16 protein-coding genes and 1 pseudogene are annotated in these 17,587 nt (G+C 61.8%); 10 read left to right on the forward strand and 7 right to left on the reverse strand.

Going from position 1 to position 17,587, the window contains the following annotated elements:
• Positions 1-23 precede the first annotated feature (23 nt).
• On the reverse strand, positions 24-752 hold the full coding sequence (locus tag PD282_RS23160; RefSeq protein ID WP_274653605.1) for a spermidine synthase: 729 nt from the start codon (positions 750-752) through the stop codon (positions 24-26).
• 164 nt (positions 753-916) lie between these two features.
• Between PD282_RS23160 and PD282_RS23165 the strand changes: the two genes are divergently transcribed.
• On the forward strand, positions 917-1,573 hold the full coding sequence (locus tag PD282_RS23165) for an MgtC/SapB family protein (RefSeq protein ID WP_274653607.1): 657 nt from the start codon (positions 917-919) through the stop codon (positions 1,571-1,573).
• A 162-nt stretch (positions 1,574-1,735) separates the two neighbouring features.
• On the opposite strand, the gene PD282_RS23170 is transcribed toward PD282_RS23165, so the two are convergent.
• From PD282_RS23170 to ggt, 4 genes and pseudogenes are all read right to left on the reverse strand, one after another.
• Positions 1,736-2,977 (reverse strand): MFS transporter, encoded by a 1,242-nt coding sequence (locus PD282_RS23170; protein ID WP_274653609.1) that lies wholly within the window; start codon positions 2,975-2,977, stop codon positions 1,736-1,738.
• A gap of 234 nt (positions 2,978-3,211) precedes the next feature.
• Positions 3,212-3,832, reverse strand: a complete 621-nt coding sequence (locus PD282_RS23175) for a nucleotidyltransferase family protein (protein ID WP_274653611.1) — start codon at positions 3,830-3,832, stop codon at positions 3,212-3,214.
• A gap of 16 nt (positions 3,833-3,848) precedes the next feature.
• Positions 3,849-4,199, reverse strand: a pseudogene (locus PD282_RS23180) (amidohydrolase family protein); the annotation flags it as partial.
• 273 nt (positions 4,200-4,472) lie between these two features.
• Positions 4,473-6,059: a gamma-glutamyltransferase gene (ggt, locus tag PD282_RS23185; RefSeq protein WP_274653612.1), complete on the reverse strand. Its 1,587-nt coding sequence runs from the start codon at positions 6,057-6,059 to the stop codon at positions 4,473-4,475.
• Between the two features lie 186 nt (positions 6,060-6,245).
• On the opposite strand from ggt, the gene PD282_RS23190 reads away from it, so the two are divergent.
• The 4 genes from PD282_RS23190 to PD282_RS23205 all read left to right on the forward strand — a co-directional run bounded on the left by PD282_RS23190 (position 6,246) and on the right by PD282_RS23205 (position 9,119).
• Positions 6,246-6,728 carry a chromate efflux transcriptional regulator ChrS gene (locus tag PD282_RS23190; protein ID WP_274653614.1) on the forward strand — a complete coding sequence of 161 codons (483 nt, stop codon included), beginning with the start codon at positions 6,246-6,248 and terminating at the stop codon, positions 6,726-6,728.
• 1 nt (position 6,729) lies between these two features.
• Complete coding sequence (locus PD282_RS23195; protein ID WP_274653616.1) at positions 6,730-7,353, forward strand: chromate efflux transporter ChrB; 624 nt, start codon at positions 6,730-6,732, stop codon at positions 7,351-7,353.
• A complete protein-coding gene (locus tag PD282_RS23200) occupies positions 7,341-7,877 on the forward strand; it encodes a chromate efflux transporter ChrA (protein ID WP_274653617.1) in 537 nt (178 codons plus the stop codon). The genes PD282_RS23195 and PD282_RS23200 overlap by 13 nt, the downstream gene beginning before the upstream one ends.
• A gap of 228 nt (positions 7,878-8,105) precedes the next feature.
• Entirely contained in the window at positions 8,106-9,119 is a 1,014-nt protein-coding gene (locus PD282_RS23205) for an SPL family radical SAM protein (RefSeq protein ID WP_274653619.1), read from the forward strand.
• 9 nt (positions 9,120-9,128) lie between these two features.
• Here PD282_RS23205 and PD282_RS23210 read toward each other — a convergent pair whose 3' ends face one another.
• Positions 9,129-10,106, reverse strand: coding sequence for a helix-turn-helix transcriptional regulator (locus PD282_RS23210; protein ID WP_274655430.1), 978 nt, complete (start codon positions 10,104-10,106; stop codon positions 9,129-9,131).
• 18 nt (positions 10,107-10,124) lie between these two features.
• Entirely contained in the window at positions 10,125-10,994 is an 870-nt protein-coding gene (locus PD282_RS23215; RefSeq protein WP_274653620.1) for an SDR family oxidoreductase, read from the reverse strand.
• Positions 10,995-11,340: 346 nt separating this feature from the next.
• Between PD282_RS23215 and PD282_RS23220 the strand changes: the two genes are divergently transcribed.
• The 5 genes from PD282_RS23220 to PD282_RS23240 all read left to right on the forward strand — a co-directional run bounded on the left by PD282_RS23220 (position 11,341) and on the right by PD282_RS23240 (position 17,575).
• On the forward strand, positions 11,341-12,378 hold the full coding sequence (locus tag PD282_RS23220) for a LacI family DNA-binding transcriptional regulator (RefSeq protein ID WP_274653622.1): 1,038 nt from the start codon (positions 11,341-11,343) through the stop codon (positions 12,376-12,378).
• 37 nt (positions 12,379-12,415) lie between these two features.
• Positions 12,416-13,897, forward strand: a complete 1,482-nt coding sequence (locus PD282_RS23225; protein WP_274653624.1) for an extracellular solute-binding protein — start codon at positions 12,416-12,418, stop codon at positions 13,895-13,897.
• A 131-nt stretch (positions 13,898-14,028) separates the two neighbouring features.
• The gene (locus PD282_RS23230; RefSeq protein WP_274653626.1) at positions 14,029-14,904 is read left to right on the forward strand and encodes an ABC transporter permease subunit; all 876 of its coding nucleotides are present in this window, start codon (positions 14,029-14,031) and stop codon (positions 14,902-14,904) included.
• Between the two features lie 3 nt (positions 14,905-14,907).
• Positions 14,908-15,777, forward strand: a complete 870-nt coding sequence (locus PD282_RS23235) for a carbohydrate ABC transporter permease (RefSeq protein ID WP_274653628.1) — start codon at positions 14,908-14,910, stop codon at positions 15,775-15,777.
• A 127-nt stretch (positions 15,778-15,904) separates the two neighbouring features.
• On the forward strand, positions 15,905-17,575 hold the full coding sequence (locus PD282_RS23240) for a CehA/McbA family metallohydrolase (protein ID WP_274653630.1): 1,671 nt from the start codon (positions 15,905-15,907) through the stop codon (positions 17,573-17,575).
• Positions 17,576-17,587: the final 12 nt, after the last annotated feature.

Genomic DNA, 17,587 nt, shown 5'->3' on the forward strand with positions numbered 1-17,587 from the left:
GTCTTTTTTTGTCGTATCTCGCATCAGTACAGCCCTGCGCCGATCCGGATTTCAGCAAAACCCGCCATCCGGCGCGCACGATAAACAATCGGGCGGCGGCTGCCCATCAAGAGGATGTTTTGGAGCCCGGCAGCCCCGTCCTTCGGCAGAGCAAACGCTTTCGTATAAGCGAACACCGCGCCGAGCGACATATAAACGGCATGAATCCGCGGATCGTCCGCTCCTTTCCCTGCGAGGTTCAGGATGACCGCCCCGTCCGCATCGAGCTTGCCGCCGGCCAGCGCAAAAAACTCCTCCGATGTTAGATGAGCCGGCGTGCCTTTCTCCGTAAACGCATCCACGACGATATAATCGTACGCATTCGCCCGCTCCCGTTCGAGCAGGCGGCGCCCGTCGCCGATATGTACGCGATCCCCGCGGAATCCGAAATACGTCCGGCTCAGCTCCGCTATGGTTCCGTCCAGCTCCGCGGACTTTACCCGCTTCCCGGCCGCGTGCCCGGCAATCGTCCCGATGCCGTGCCCGATAAGAAAAACGTCCTCGTAAGCGGGATCGCCGCAAGCCATCAAATGCAGGATCGCCTGCGGATACTCGAGCACGATGCGTTCCGGCCGGTCCAGATCGATCGCTCCCTGCACCGCCCCGTCCGCAAACTGCAGCACCCGGAAGCGGCCTTTTTCGCTGTACAGCTCCGCCGTTTCGCAAACCGTAATCTCGCCCGTTTCGCCGGGCTGCCTGAACAGCACGCGCACTTCTTTCTTCTCCTCCTTCCGTCAAAGAGAGTGTAGCACAGTGCGGTCCGGGCCGAAACGGCCAATAATCAGGCAAACGTCATGGCTCCCGTTCAAAGCGGATTGTGATAAGATAAATGAAGGCGCATTCGCGGCACGAGCATGTCGAAAGGCGGGATGTCATCATGGAATACGAGTACTTGCTGCGGATCGTTTTGGCCGGTGTCTGCGGCATCGTGATCGGCTACGAACGGAAAAGCCGGATGAAGGAAGCGGGCATACGAACGCACTTCGTCGTCGCGATCGGGGCGGCTCTCATGATGGTGGTGTCCAAATACGGCTTCGGAGATATGACCGGTTCCGCCTCGGTTGCGCTCGATCCGTCGCGGGTGGCGGCGCAGGTCGTCAGCGGCATCGGCTTTCTCGGCGCGGGCATGATTTTCATGCAGCGGCAGACGGTTAAAGGCCTGACGACCGCCGCGGGCTTATGGGCGACTGCCGGCATCGGCATGGCGATCGGCTCGGGCCTGTTCGTCATCGGCATCGGCGTGACCGTGCTGATCGTTGCCGCGCAGCTGCTGCTGCACAGCCATTTCAGCTGGCTCGCCACGCCGAAGACCGATCAGCTCGCCATCCGTCTGGCGAACGAGCCCGGCGCCGTCGGCCGCATCGAGCAGCTGCTGCGCGGCAAGGACGTCGCGATTTTAACCTTTCATGCGGAAAAAGGCGTCTCGGACATTCAATTGGACATTACGGTGCGAATGCCCGCCGGCATGGAGGCCGAGCAGCTGCTGCCGCTCATCCAGGACGCGGCGTTCGTCCATACCGTGGAGGTTCATTGAAAGAGGCAGCCCGGCTCCGGGCAAAGCAAGAAGAAACGGCTGACGCCGTCTATGGCGTATTAGCCATTTCTTCGCTTGGAATTATAAGAAGGGTCACTTCGGAACTTATATTTTGGAAAAAATAAGCCTTGGCGCCGCCGCCAAGGCTTGTTTTTCCCGATCTTATTGTACGGACGGCCGCTTCCGGTCCGACGGCATAAAGACGGCGAGGATGCCGAGCACCGGCAGCACGCTGCACCAGATCATGACGTCGGCAAGGCCGTAGACGTCCGCCATTTTGCCGAGAATGACCGCGCCCAGCGCGCCCATCCCGAAGGCAAGCCCGGTGATCAGCCCCGAGGCCATGCCGACGTTACCCGGCAGCAGCTCCTGCGCATAGACGACACTGACCGAGAAGCCGGACTGCAAAATAAAGCCGAGCACGACGATCAGCGGGTACATCCATGCGAGCGGGAGGTGCGGCAGGAGCAGCGCAAACGGCGCGGACCCCGCAATGGAGTAGAACATCATGTTTTTCCGTCCGAAGCGGTCGGCCATCATCCCGCCGAAGAAGGTGCCGGCCACGCCCGCCGCCATGAACAGAAACAGCGGAATTTGAGCCGCTTCCTTCGATAACCCGTAAACATCCATCGTATAAAACTGGTAAAAGGTGCCGATCGCCGCGCCGTACCACGAACGGGCGAAAACGATCAGAATGAGCAGACCGAGCGCGAAGGCGATCGTGCGGCTTTCCTTCGACTGCGCCAGCCGTTCGCCCGCGGCCGGCTTCCGCTTGACCGGCTTGCCGTGCTCGGCGAGCTGCGAAGCGTACCAGGGCATCACTTTCAGTGAAATGATGATGGCAAAAGCCGCAAGGATCGTGCCCCAGACGGCTCCGCGCTGCCCGAGCGGCAGGAAGATGAACATCGTCATCAGCGGCGCCAGCGACTGGCCGAAGTTCCCCCCGACCTGGTAGATCGACTGGGAAAGTCCCCGGCGGGCGCCCGCGGCGAAATAGACGACCCGCGAGCCTTCAGGGTGAAACACCGCCGAGCCGAGGCCGACGAAGACGGTGGCCACAATGAGCATCAGGAAGCCGGGCGCATACGCGAGACCGGCCATCCCGAGCATGCTCATGGCCATGCCGACCGGGAGCATCCATGGTGACGGCCGCTTGTCGGAGACGATGCCGACGGCCGGCTGCATGACCGACGAGGTCATGTTCAGCGTAAAGGCGATCCAGCCCACCTGCGTAAAGTTCAAATGGAGCGATTCTTCGAGAACGGGGAACAACGCGCTGACGACGGACTGCATGGAATCGTTGAGCATGTGCACGGCGCTGACCGCAAACAGGATCGAGTATACGGTCCCGGTCCGGATCGCCTGCGCCTTCACTTCTTTGGCCGTTTCTGCCGATGTGATCACGGGTACAACCTCCGTTTTCACTCCCCGTGAACGCAGCAGAAAACCGCCGGCGACGAATGCATTCGGCCGGCGGTTTCATACGCTTTTTCAATCGTCGGGAAGGTTCATATCGCTGGGATGAATCCCAAACTTAGTTAACCTCAGTGTACCACTTGGCACAGCGGTTGCCTATACGTTTTTTTGCGCCGGGTTCCGGCTGGGCGAAGAAGAAGCCCGGCCGTTACGCCGTCCCAATCACTTAAGGCCAGCCGCATACAGGCGGGCAGCCCGCAGATCTTCTGGCGTATCCACGTCCATCAGCTGTTCCGGGACGGAAACCCGGATTACCTTTCCTCTAAAATTCGAATCCTTCAGCAGCCGTCTCGCCCCTTGATCGCCTTCCAGGCTCCGGACGGCCGCAAACATCGATTTCGTCAGCAGAACGGGAGGCCCGACCACGTCCGCATGCCCGCTGGCCGCGTAATCGATGCCTGGATCCGCCTGCAGGCTCTCCGCAAGGGCGCGCAGCAGCTCCGCCGTGACGAAGGGCTGATCGGCGAGCATGACGACGGCTGCGTCCGCGCCGGCGGCCTCCGCTCTGCCGATCCCGCACTTCAGGGACTGCGCCATCCCTTTGTCCGCATCCGCGCAGACCGCGATTTCGGGCGCGAGCGTGCGCTCGTTCGTTACTTCCCGCAGCCAGTCCAGCCGATCCCCGCTTCGTACGACGAGAACGATGCGTTCGAATCCGGCGGCCATGAAGGTCCTCAGCCCGGCGCCGCCCAGACGGACGCCGGGAGCCAGCTCGGCGGAAGGCTTGTTCCCGCCGAGCCTCGACCCGGCGCCCGCCGCCAAATAAATGCCCGTAATATTCATCTTTCTTCCCTTTCTGAAGCGCGCCGGGGCCGTGCTTCACCTTTTGGATGTAAGCGGACAGCCGATTCCTGGAACATGTCGAGATTGTTGTTGCAGGGCCCACCGTCTTGGCCGGCCTCATCTTCACGCCAGGCGCGAACAGATCCGGAATGTCCGCCACGCCCGAAGCCAGCTTCAAATTCGAGCCTGGACAGTGCGTCACCTTGACGCCCCGGCGGCGAATAATTTCTTTCTCCTCTTCATTCAACCAGATACTGCGGGCTAAAATCAAATTTGGCCTTGCCATGCTGATATGATCAAGATAGACCACGTTGAATATTTCGCGGTCGGCTTCGACAAAGGCGATTTCGCCGCGATTTTCCGAGGCTGCGTCTGCGGCTGAAGTATCTGAAGAGCATGCATTCCCTCGTTGACGAAGCGATTTTGTCCATTTTCCCGAATATAATGCCGCCTTGCCGCCGCTGATTGACAAAGCGCCCGATTCCGCGCAGGAACTGCTGAAATTAAAGCTTGTGCAGCTGTTTAAGCAGGCGCTGGCCCATCAATAAGCCGCCCGCGGCGCGGCTTTCGGCACGGCAAAAAACCTCCGGGCTTCCTTACGGGAAGGAAATCCGGAGGTTTTTATGCATGCGGCCGCTTGTTACCAGCCGATGGCGGCCCCGTCGCTGCGCGGATCGGCGCCGCCCTGCAGGAAGCCGTTCTCGTCGGCCTTGATCGCATGGGCGTGGCCCATGGCGCCGTCCAATGCGCCGACGATGCGCACCAGGTGGCCGGCGGCGGCAAGCGATTCCGCGACGGCCGCGTCGATGCGCGACTCCAGCTTCAGCTCCGCCGTCGGCTCGCCCCACGTCCGGCCCCACACCCAGCGCGGCTCGCTGACCGCCTGCTGCGGATTCATGCCGAAGTCGACCATGCGCGTGAAAATGGCCGTTTGCGTCTGCGGCTGGCCCTCGCCGCCCTGCGTGCCGTACAGCAGGTACGGCTTGCCGCCCTGCAGCGCCATCGCCGGCATCAGCGTATGGAACGACCGCTTGCGCGGCTCCAGGCAGTTGGCGCGTTCCGGGTCGAGCGAGAAGAAGGAGCCGCGGTTTTGCAGCAGAATGCCTGTATCGCCCGCCGATACGCCGGAGCCGAAATCGAAATAGATGCTCTGGATGAAAGAGACGGCGTTCCCGTCCCGGTCGACGACGGCGGCATAAGCCGTGTCGCTGCCCGCCGGCCGGGCTTCCTGCTCAACGGTCCTGTCCATCCGGATCTCGGCGGCAAGCGACGCCGCATATTCCTTGCTGAGCAGCCGCGCAAGCGGAATATCCCGAAACGCCGGGTCGGTGAGGAACTCGTCGCGGTCGCGGAAGCTCAGCTTGAGCGCTTCGACCAGCAGGTGATAATACTCGTACGTTCCGTGTCCGAGGCGGGCAAGGTCGAAACGCTCCAGCACGTTCAGCGCCATCAGCCCGGAAAAGCCCTGCGAATTCGGCGGCATCTGGCAGACGTCGAGCCCGCGGTACCCGCTTACGAGCGGCGTCACCCATTCGCCGCGGTGACTTGCGAAATCGTCGGCGTCCAACAGGCCGCCGTTCTGCTCCATGAACCGGACGATCTCCGCGGCGATCACGCCCTTGTAGAAGGCGTCCCGGCCGCCGCCGGCAAGCTCCCGCAGCGTGCGCGCCAGCTGCGTCTGAACGAACCGCGAGCCGGCCGCGGGCACGCGGCCGCCCGGCAGAAAGACAGCGGCCGTTTCCGGAGCTGCGGCCAGCACGTCCGCGGCCTGTACCGAATTCGCGTGCTGGTGCGGCGACAACGGAAACCCGTCCGCCGCATAGCCGATGGCGGGCTCAAGCACCTCCGCAAAGCTCAGACGCCCGTACGTCCGATGCACCGCATCCCATGCATCGACCATGCCCGGGACGGTGAGCGCGGCGCGGATGCCGCGGATCGGAATCCGATCGCAGTCCGCGAACGCTTCCCGCACCGCCTTTTGTCCCGAGCGGCCGCTTCCGTTGTAGCCCCGGACGCGCTTCTCGGAAGGCTGGTACGTCAACCAGAAGGAATCGCCGCCGATTCCGGTCATATGCGGATAAACGACGGCCAGGCAGGCGCTGACCGCCACCGCCGCGTCGAAGGCGTTGCCGCCCCTCTCCAACATGCGGGCACCGGCCGCCGATGCCAAATAATGCGGACTGACGACCATCGTCTCCGTTCCGATCGCCGGTACTTGTTTTATCATGGTCCCAAACCCCCCTCCCGCTATATGTCAATCAACATAACATACCGGAGCGCCGCGGTTCAATATCAATTTGATATCTCGCAATGAAATTTGCAAATTTTTATTGAAATTGCATAGGTATGCCGTTATATTTAAACAGATGGTAATCAAAATTCCCGTTTTAATTACAATTGGGAGGGGAAGTCGATGCAGAACAAGTCCTTATCCGAATTCCCGAACGTGCACATCGACGAAATCGACCGGAAAATTATCGGCGAGCTGCTTGCGAACGCCCGCATCTCGTATACGGATCTGGCCAAGGAAATCGGCCTTTCGCGCGTCGCCGTTCAGGCCAGGATCAATACGCTGATCGAGCAGGGCGTCATCGAAAGGTTTACGGCGGTCGTCAATCCCGCGAAAATGGGGATCACCGTTTCGGCCTTTTTCAACGTCGAAGTCGAGCCGAAATCGCTGCAGCAAATCGCGGACATTTTGGCGGAGGAGCCGGCCGTGACGAGCCTGTATCATATGACCGGGCCCAGCAAGCTGCACATGCACGGCCTTTTTGCCGACAACCAGGAGATGGAATCGTTTCTGAAGGAAAAGCTGTACCCGCTGCCGGGCATCACAAGCGTCGACTGCCAGGTACTGATCACGCGGCATAAGAGCCGCATGGGATTGAGGTTATGATATGAGTGTATTTGGAAAAGACAACCGTTACCGGCAGCTGGCCTCGGCCATGGCGCGGACCGGGATTCTGGGCTACGGCGGAGGCCCGTCGGTCATCCCGCTCATCCGCTACGAGGCGGTGACCCGCTACGGCTGGCTGAAGGACGAGGAGTTCGGCGAGGTGCTCGCCATCGCGAACGCGCTGCCGGGGCCGATCGCCACGAAGATCGCCGCTTACCTCGGGTACCGGGAAAAAGGCTGGCCCGGCGCGGCCGTCGCGATGCTCGCCCACATTCTTCCCTCCGCGGCGGCGATGATCGCGCTCATGTCGATCGTGCAGCTGCTGAGCAAATCGCGCATTGTCGCCGGCATGATCCATGCCGTAACGCCGGTCATCGCCGTCATGATCGGCATGATGGCGTACGAGTTCGCGCAGCGCACGGTCAAAGGAATGGGCAAATGGATGGGCGCGGCCATGTTCGCCGTGTCTTTCCTGCTGCTGGAGGTCGTCCCCGTTCACCCGGCCATCGTCATCGTGCTGTTTCTGGCTTACGGGGCCGTTCATTTCAAAACCACGGAGCGTCTGCAAGCCTGGCGCCTGAAACGAAAAAGCCGCAAGGGGGAATCGTCGACATGGAGTGGCTGAAAATCGTCATCGGTTTTTTCCTTGCGAACGCGCTCGGCTACGGTGGCGGTCCGTCGTCGATCCCGCTCATGTACAGGGAAATTGTAACGCATTACGGCTGGCTGAACGATTTGCAGTTTTCCAACATGCTGGCGCTCGGCAACACGCTGCCCGGACCGATCGCCACCAAAATCGCCGCCTTCGTCGGCTTCAACCAGGCCGGAACGGTCGGGCTTATCGCCGCGCTCGCGGCGACGGCCATCCCGTCTGCGGCAGCGCTGATCTTCATGCTCAGCCTGCTGCACAAATACCGGCAGTCGGTCGTCGTCAAAGGCATGACGCTGCTCGTGCAGCCGGTCATCGCGATCATGATGGTCGTGCTGACGTGGCAGATGGCGGCGGGCACGATCAAGGGCATCGGCATCTGGCAGTCGCTCGGCATTGCGGCCGTCGCGTTCTGGGCGATGGGCATCCGCAAAATCCATCCCGCCTTCGTCATTCTCGCCGCTTTCGCTTACGGCGGGTTGGTATTGTCGCACGTATGACCATTGGGCACATGCCGTTTTCGTTTTTCACGGTCTAAGCGCGGAGCGCTCGGCGGTCGTTTTCGCTTTTCGCGTCTAAGCGCGGAGGTCTCGGGAATCGCCGCGGTTTCGGCAGACGGGCACGCGCCTAATATTTACCGTTCCCCCGAAGGTGGCTTCCGCCGCCGGTCATGTGGTATACTGGGTCAAAACAGAACGTATGTTCTGCGTGGACTGGGGGCAAACGAGATGGCGGCGAAGAAAAGCTACGAGCCCGTCGAGACGAAGATGACGCTGAACCGCGTCACGGCGAAATCGATGCCGTTCGACTGGTCGATCAATCCGTACCGGGGCTGCGCGCACGGATGCAGCTTCTGCTATGCGCGGGCGTTCCAGAGCTTCATCGGGCGGGAAGCGGACGACGAATTCCAGAACCGGATCACGATCAAGCAAAATGCCGCCGAAGCGCTGGAGGCTCAATTGGCCAAAAAGCTAAAACGGCACGGCGGCGGCCTCGAAGCGATGGCGCGCGAAATCGGCACGGTCGCCATCGGAACGGCCACCGACCCGTACCAGCCGGTCGAAGGCAAAGCGTTCATCACGCGGGAGTGCCTGAAGGTGCTGGCCAAATACCGACTCCGGACCTCGATTACGACGCGCTCTCCGCTCATTCTGCGCGATCTCGACGTGCTGACCGCGATGCGCATCGAGTCGGTCAACATCAGCATCAACACGCTGCGCGCCGACATCTCCCGCAAGCTGGAGCCCGCGTCGCCGTTTCCCGCCAAACGGCTGGAAACGGTCGAGACGCTCTGCCGCAGCGGCATCAAGGCGGGCCTTTTCATCGCGCCGATCCTTCCCTGCCTGACCGATTCGGCCAAAGATCTGGAGCAGCTGATTTCCGCCGCCAAAGCGCACCGCGCCGCCTTCGCCTATGCGTCCGTGCTGCGGCTGTCGCCGGATGTGAAGGCGTGGTACATGCATACGCTGGAAACGCATTTTCCCCACCTGCTGCGGGCATACGGCAGCCTGTATGCCGGCGCGTACGCCAATCGCGCGTACGCCGACCGTGTAATGGAACTGGCCAAGAAGCTTTTGGAACGGTACGGATTTGCAGGAAGGGGTATGCGCCGTGACGCGGTGCGTCCGGACGAGGCCGGCGGAATGGCGGCCGCTACCATTAACGAATTCGCTGGGGAGCAGGCTGCACCAAAGCAGTCCTCCCGGCCCGAAGCCGTGGAGCAGCTGCAGTTTACGTTTTAAACCGCAACGTCAGCGGTCCGGCTCCGACTTCCCGGCATGCCGCGTTACGATCGCCCGCGCTTCGGCCAGCACCGCCGCCCGGAGCTCCGCCGGCTCAACGGCTTCAACGGAAGCGCCGAAGCCGAGCAGGATTTCGACGGCGGACTCCAGCGTGTTAAATTCGGCTTCCGCCTCCGCGAAGCCGGCATTCGCCGGCGATACCTTCACCAGCTTCACGTACCGGTGCGCGGCCAATCGCTCCAGCTTCTCCTCGCGCACCCGGATCCGGGCCGGATAGCGCGGAAGCGAAGCCTTGAAGCGCGCGGTCGATTCCTCCCAGTAAGCCGCCAAGTCGAACGGCTCGGGCCGCTCGAACGGTTCGTCCCCCATCGCCGCTCCGCTCATGCGCGAAATGCGGAAGGTGCGCACCTCGTCATCCGCCGCGGCGACCAGGTACCAGATGCCGTTTTTCGCCACCAGACCGAGCGGACAGACGATACGCTCCGCCGACTCCGTCCCATCACCGCGCCGGTACCGGAAGCGCAGCGTACGTTCCGCCCATACCGCCTCCTGAACGAGCGGCAGCGAAGGAACCTGCTCGCCGGCCGCCTCATGCCATCCCGCGCCGTCCACGTGAATGCGCCGGCGGACGACCTCCGCTTCCTGCCGAAGCGCCTCCGGCAGCGAGGCGAGCAGCTTTCGGAACGCCCCTTCGAATACGCCGGTCATGCCCAGATCGTGCAGGACGGAAGAGGGCTGAGCGAGAAGCAGCGATTGCATCTCTTTGCTTTTCATCCCGGTCAAATCCGTCCGGTAGCCTTCCGCCAGCGACCATCCGCCGCCGCTCCCCCGCTCGGCGACGACCGGAATGCCGGCCGCGCTCAGCGCCTCCATGTCGCGGTGAACGGTCCGCTCGGACACCTCGAGCTTATCCGCCAGCTCGCGCGACGTCATTCGGCCGCGGTTTTGCAGAAACATCAGAATGGCAATCAGCCGGTCCGCTCTCAGATTCCGTCCCTCCCCTGCTTAAAATCCCTGCTCCTTCGCATAGTTGCCCCAATGCGGGCGGCTTCCGTCGCAATCGGTAAATCCGTATTCGTCCGATAGCGACCAGCTGCTGAGAGCCTGCCCCGTTTTGCGGAACACGTCCGGATCGGCCGCCAATGCGGCCGCCGCCCGCCCGACAAACGCCGGCGTTTCCGACATGAGAAAATGCGGGTCGGTCCGCGCTGCTTTCCTCCAATTGTCCTCCGATACGCCGAAATGATCAAGCATCGCCTCCGATCGGAGAAAACCGGGGGTAAGCGCCACCGCCGTCACCCCGAAGGGCCGCAAATCCTCCGCCATCGCCTCCGCCAGATGGATCGCCGATATTTTGGCCAAACTGTAATATATATTGCCGCGGTACCGGTAATCGACGCCATCGGTAATCTCGATCAGCAGTCCCTTCTTTCCGGCGACCATGAGCGGCGCGCCGTAACGGCTCGTAATCATGTGCGTACGGACCGCGAGACGCTGCATCTGCAGCCCGTCCGCAAGCGAATGCTCCCAGAACGGCTTTCCCCATTCCGTAAGCGGATCGCCGCCCCAAATGTCGTTGACCAAAATATCCAGCCTTCCCGCCTGTTCATCCGCAACGCGCTCGAACAGCGCCTTCACTTCCTCTTCCGCGGTGTGATCCGTCCGGACCGGAATGCCCGTTCCGCCGGCTTCCGTCACCATTTCCGCCGTCTCCTCGATCGTTTCCTTCCGGTTCATCCCGGACAGATTTCCTCTCACGCTTCGGCCCGTACAGTAAACGACGGCTCCCGCTTCGCCGAGCGCCACCGCGATCCCTCGTCCCGCTCCCCGCGTCGCTCCGGCCACAACCGCCACTTTTCCTTGCAAAGGTTTCATAGCTCAGGCTGCTCCTCCCGCTTCGAAAAATTCGTACCGGTACGATTCAAGTATACCCGAGCCTTCATGACACCCTTTGTCATATATGAAAAAGGAAGCGAATACAATGAAAACGTTATTAAAGCGGTTTAATGGCCGACAAGCGGTTCACCCGCCCATTTCCCGCTCCCGCCCCGGCGTTTCGTTCCGATTTACAGAACTAATACGCCGTTTCGTTCCGATTTACAAAACCAACACGCCGGTTTTAAACAGGTATGACAAAACCGGTTTAATCTTGGGGTGCAGCATGGGGAATCGGCCAGCTCCGTTTGCCGCTGCACGAAGAGGAAAGAGGGCGAGAAGGAAGTTGGCAACGATCGATGATGTCGCCCGGGCGTCAGGCGTTTCGAAGAGCACGGTTTCGAGCGTGTTCAGCCGAAAGCGCCCGATCAGCAAGGAAGTGACCGAGCGTGTGCTGGCGGCGGCCAAACGGCTGAACTACAAGCCGAATTACTGGGCGAGAAGCCTCGCGAACCGCTCGACCCGCATCATCGGCTTGAATCTTCGGGGCGAATCGTTCAAATTCGGCCAGTTCCAGCTGTCGCTGCTGAACGGCGTGCTGAGCGCATGCTACGCGCACGGCTACCGGCTGCTCGTCAATTCGCTGTCCGAAGCGTTCAGCTCGCAAGTGGAGCATATGACCTCGAGTCCGGTGGACGGCGAAATCATCCTCGATCCCGAAAGCGGCGACGTCCGAATCGAGGAACGGATCGTCGGCGGCGTGCCGGTTGTCATCATCGGACGGCCGCCCAAGCCGTACGAGTCGCAGATCAGCTACGTTGACAACGACAATGCCGGCATGGCCGAGCTGGTCACACGTCATCTGCTCGGGATGGGGCACCGGGATATTTTGTTTCTGAACGCGCCCGCCGTGCGAACGGTGGCGGCGGACCGCGCCGCAGGCTACTGGAACGCCTTTCGCGCGATAGGTCTGGAACCGGACAAAGAGCTGCTGGTCCATCATCTGCCCGAGAGCGGCAGCGAAGGATTATCTTCCTATGACTTTGCCCGCGAAACAGTAGTGAAGCTGCTGGAGGCGCGCCGCGGCGTGACGGCTGTCATCGCCGATTCGGACACGATGGCGCTCGGCGTCTACAAAGCGGCGGAGCTGTGCCGCCGCCGCATTCCCGGGGAGCTGTCGGTGCTGGCCTTCAGCGACGATTCCGTGCTGTTTCCCGAATTTTCGCCGCCGCTTACCGGCGTCAGGCTGCATGCGGAGCAGCTCGGCATGGAAGCCGCCAAGCTGCTGATCGGGCAGCTCTCGGAAAGCGCGAATGCCGTGCGGCGCGTACTCGTGCAGGCCGGGCTTGTCGTGCGCGGTTCCTGCTCGGGTCCGCCCCGCTAACCATAAATCAAGTCCACGTGAAAGGGATGGGATTGACATGACAATGAAGAAAACATGGGCCGCGCTGTCCGCACTGACGCTGGCCGGCACGCTGGTGCTTTCGGCGTGCGGCGGCAGCGGCCAAAACGCGGCCGGAGGGAACGCATCCGCAGGTGGGAACGGTTCCACCGGTTCGGGCGCGTCCTCATCGGGCAGCGGAGCATCGGCTTCGGATAAGCCGGCCGCCGATATGAAGCTGCGCATCCTGACGGCGAACGTCGGCGGCAAAACGCCGGAGGAGAACAAGCAGTTCGAAGCCGAGATCAAGAAGCTGACCGGCATCGACGCCACGCTTGAGCGCCCGGCGAGCGACTACGACCAGAAGGTGCTGACGGCGCTCGGCTCCGGCGAGAAATACGACCTGATTGAAGGCAGCGACCTCGGCAAGCTCGCCGAATTCGTCGATCAGGGCGTCGTGACGGATTTGACCGATTTCGTCAAATCGTCCAAGGTGCTCTCCGATCCGTCCGTCATTCCGACTAGCGAATGGGATCAGCTGAAGGACAAGGACGGCCGCATCGTTGCCGTATTCAGCAAATTCCAGGGCGGCACGATGCCGATCGTCCGCAAGGACTGGCTCGACAAGCTCCACCTGCAGGAGCCGAAGACGCTGGACGATTATTACAACGTGCTCAAAGCGTTCAAAGAGCAGGACCCGGACGGCGACGGGAAAGCCGACACTTACGGTCTCAGCACGTCGGGCCTCTACGATATTCAGGGCTTCATGAGCGCCGCCGGCCTCAAATACCGCTACGTCATGAAGGACGGGAAACGGACGATTCCGTACGCGACCGAAGCGGCCGTTCCGATGTATCAGTGGTTTGCGAAGCTGACCAAGGAAGGCATCATGGATCCGAACTTCATCACGAACGACACCGGCAAAATGCGCAACCTGTTTCTGACGGACCGCGTCGGCATAATTACGTACTGGGACGCCTGGGTCGGCATGTTCAACAGCCTGAAGAAGCAGGAAGACCCGAATACGTCGTTCCAGGCCGAAGGCATCACCTCGGCCGAAGGGCCGGGCGGCACGATTCTGATGCGCCGCGGCGACCCGGACTATTGGTTCATTCCGGCAAACGCCGAGCATCCGGACGCGGCGAAGAAGTTTCTGGAATTCTGGAACACGCAGCCGGGCATTATGCTGGGCAGTATCGGCATCGAAGACGTGGATTATACGAAAAGCGGCGATACGTATACGCTGACGGATACCGGCAAGCAGCATAACATGGACCACGGCGTGCCGTTCTGGTACAACCAGAACGTGAAGCCGCCGTTCCCCGGGCTGCCGGGCGTGCAGGAAGCACAGGACCTGGCGAAAAAATACGCGACGCTGGAGCTGGCGCTGCCGGGCTGGTCCGACGCCGAGAAAATCGTGCAAAACTATGCGCTGAAAGCGATGGCCGGCCAGATGGACGCCGAGGAAGCCGTCAAAAAAATGCGCGACGAGCTGTTTGCGAAGAAGCTGATCGACGAATAGCGCAGGCCGAGGCATGAGGGCGGGCGTATGGCTGAATCCGGCCGTACGCCCGCCCGCAAGCTTGGAGTTCTCTCTCCGGCTTGCAATCTTCGCCTGCGGGTCGATTTGACCGGAAAGGAAGTGCAAATGCGGTGAGAACGCTCCGCAAATACGGGCCGCTGTACGTCATGATGGTGCCGGTCGTCGTTTATTTTCTCGTCTATGCCTATTACCCGCTTGTCCGCGGCTTGCAGACGAGCTTTCAGGATTACCGGCTGATGGGCGACCGGCCTTATGTCGGATGGTCCAACTACAGCGCCGTGCTGCATGATACGTCGTTCCAGGAGGCGCTCGTCAATACGTTCATCATCGGCGGCAGCATCCTGCTGATCGGCTTTGCCGCTCCGCTTGTCGTCGCGCTGTCGCTGAACGAGGTGCTGCAGGCCTGGTACAAGAAGCTGGCGCAAATGGTGCTGTACATCCCCCATTTGCTGAGCTGGGTCGTCATCGGCGGCATGTGGATTTTTCTGCTGTCGCCGGACAACGGACTGGTCAACCTGCTGCTCGTCAAAGCCGGGCTCGATCAGCCGGTCAATTTCCTCGCGGATCCCGGCTGGGCGCGCTGGATCATGATTTTGCTCGCGGTCTGGAAGGACATGGGCTACAACTGCATCCTGTTTCTGGCGGGCATCATGTCGATCAATCCGTCGCTTTATGAAGCCGCCCGGATGGACGGCGCCTCGCGCTGGCAGCAGGTGCGCTTCGTGACGCTGCCGCAGCTGTCGAGCACGATGAAGGTCATTTTTCTGCTCAACACGCTCGGCATTTTGCGGATTTTCGACGAGGTATTCATTTTGCGGAATCCGACGACGGCACCGAAGGTCGACGTCCTGATGATGTATACGTTCCAAAAAGGCATGGTGGATATTCAAATCGGGACGGCGGCCGCGGCCAGCTTCTTCGTCGTCCTGTTAACGCTGGCGCTGACGCTCGTCGTACGATGGGTCACGCGCTTCGATGAGGTGTAAACGATGAGCGAACGATACGACCGGCTCGGCTGGGCGAACAAATGCTTCGACGCGCTGAACGCGCTGTTTCTGCTCGCGCTGATGCTGACCATGATCATACCGTTTCTGAACGTCATTGCGCTGGCGTTCTCGTCCGGAGTGGCCTCGATGCAGCCGGACATTATTTTGTTCCCGAAATCGTTCAGCCTGGAGGGCTTCCGCACCGTATGGGAAAATCTCGACTTGTGGCGGCCGTTCCTGAACAGCGCGATCGTGACGGTTGCCGGCACCGCGCTGCATGTGCTGCTGTCCTGCCTGGCCGGCTACGTGCTCATTCACCCGGAGCTGCCCGGCAAACGGATCATGGTCACGTTTATCCTGATTACGATGATGGTGCCGCAGGAAGCGGTCATGATCCCGCTTTATATCGTGAACAAGGACCTGCACCTGATCAACACGCTGAGCGTATTGGTGCTGTCCGGGCTCGTATCGGGCTTCTCGATCCTGCTGATGCGCAATTTTTTTCTCGGCGTCCCGTACGAAATGGCGGAATCGGCCAAAATCGACGGCGCGGGCGAGTTCCGCATCTTTCTGACGATGTACATGCGGCTGGCCACGGCCGGGCTCGCGACGGTGACGCTGTTCGAATTCGTCGGCCGCTGGAACGCCTTCACCGCCGCCGTCATGTTCATCAACGACAGCATGAAATATACGCTGCAGCTGGCACTTAAATCGATGATCGTCGATACCGGCGCGGTGTCGAGCAACTACCTGATCACGACAAACGTGCGGATGGCCGGCATTATCATCAGCATTTTGCCCCTCTTGGCCGTCTATCCGTTCGTGCAAAAATATTTCATGAAGGGCATTTTGCTCGGGGCGAGCAAAGAATAGCGGCGGTAATGGCGCTTCGCGCAGCTGCCGGCGCCCGGCTTCAGTTCGCGGCATGAATCGGCGGCAGGACGCGGCGGCTCGAAGCTTATAAGGTTGCAGATACAGCCGGCCTTCGGGAGCCGGCCCATTGCGGAAGGAGTTGGAACGGCAGATGGAAACGCGGCAGGAAAAGCGATTCACCTTGGAGCGGCTTATCGATAAAAGCGAAGAACGCACTTATTTGGAGGTTCCGTTCGAGATTGGCGAAGGGTACGAACGCGTGGAAGTGCGGCTGTCCGTCACCGGCTCCGATGACGGCGGCGGACCTTGCGTCGTCGATCTCGGCCTGCGATCCCCGGAACGGATCGTCGGCTGGAGCGGCGGCGCGCGCGATCGAGTCTTCGTCTCGGCGGAAAAAGCGACGCCCGGCTACCTGCCCCGACCGGTCGCGCCGGGCACATGGGCCGTACTGCTCGGCGCCTACCGCGTGCCGGAAGCGGGATGTCTTGCGAAGCTGGAGGTGACGCTCGCGCCGCCCGTCCCCCGCTGGCTGAAGGGCGATCTTCATACGCACAGCGTCCACAGCGACGGCACGTACACGATCGCGGGCGCGCTCGACAGCTGTCGGTCGCTTGGGCTCGATTTTATCGCGCTGACCGACCATAATACTGCGTCCCAGAACGCGGCGGCGCGCGTTCCGGACGAGAAGCTGCTCGTCATTCCGGGCGTGGAGCTGACGAGCTACATGGGGCATGTGAACCTGCTCGGACAGCCCGACGCGCTGGACGATTTTCGCGTCTTGAACGGCGCGGACGCGGCGGATGGGCTTTCGAAAGCCCGGGAGCGCGGCGCCTTCGTTTCGCTCAACCACCCCTTCTGCCCCGACTGCCCGTGGCTGCTCGGCTTCGACGTTCCGTTCGATGCGATCGAGGTATGGAACGGGCCGTGGCGCGGCCTGAACGAAACGGCCGTCCGCTGGTGGCAGGAGCAGCTCGCTTCCGGCCATCGGATTATCGCCCTCGGCGGCAGCGATACGCACCGCCCAAACAGCGTCGTGCGGCACGGCGGGCCGACCGCTTTCGTCCGGTCCGAGACGGACACGGTGTCCGGCATCATGGACGGCATCCGCGCCGGGCGGGTCGTGCTGTCGTACGCGCCGGACGGCACGTTCGCGTCAATGGACTCCCGCGGCAGCGGCAGCGGCGATATCGCGCTGCCGGATGAGGACGGCGCCGTGCCGCTTACGATCGAAGTGTCGGGCGCGGCCGGCGACGTTCTCGCGCTCTGGTCCGACCGCGGCATCGAAGCGCAGTGGCGGCTGGAAGGGCCGGCGGACCGGGAGGCCGAATGGGCCGAAGCGGCGCGGAAGCTTGCCGGCTTCGCCGGCGGCCGCGAGCTGCGGGCGCTGGCGGATACACAGGCAGCTGCAACGGCAGCGCCGGCCGGCTGCAGGTCGGCGGCGGAAGCTGCCGCCGAAGACATCTCGGCCGCGAACGCGTTGGCCGGTGGCCGGAATGCTGCTGCCGGAACCGAAGCGTACGGGCCTGCTGCCGGCGAAACTGCCGCTGCGGAAAGCGCGGCAGACAGGACAGCGGCAGCGACCAGCTCCGCGGCCCTAATGGCAAGGCCCGGCACCGGTTTCGGCTGCCTGCCGGAGCCGCTGCTTGTACAGACCGGCCCCGGCGGGAGCGCCCGGCTGATCTTCGCCGGCTCGGCGGATCGCCTCTTTTACCGTTTGGAAGCTCGCCGTTTCGTGCCGGACACGGACGTATCCGTCATGACCTGCCTTACGAACCCGATTTTTATCAAGAATCGCTAGATTAGACTGGGC

The sequence above is a fragment of the Paenibacillus humicola genome (assembly GCF_028826105.1).
In the GTDB taxonomy this organism is placed as follows: Bacteria; Bacillota; Bacilli; order Paenibacillales; family Paenibacillaceae; genus Paenibacillus_Z; species Paenibacillus_Z humicola.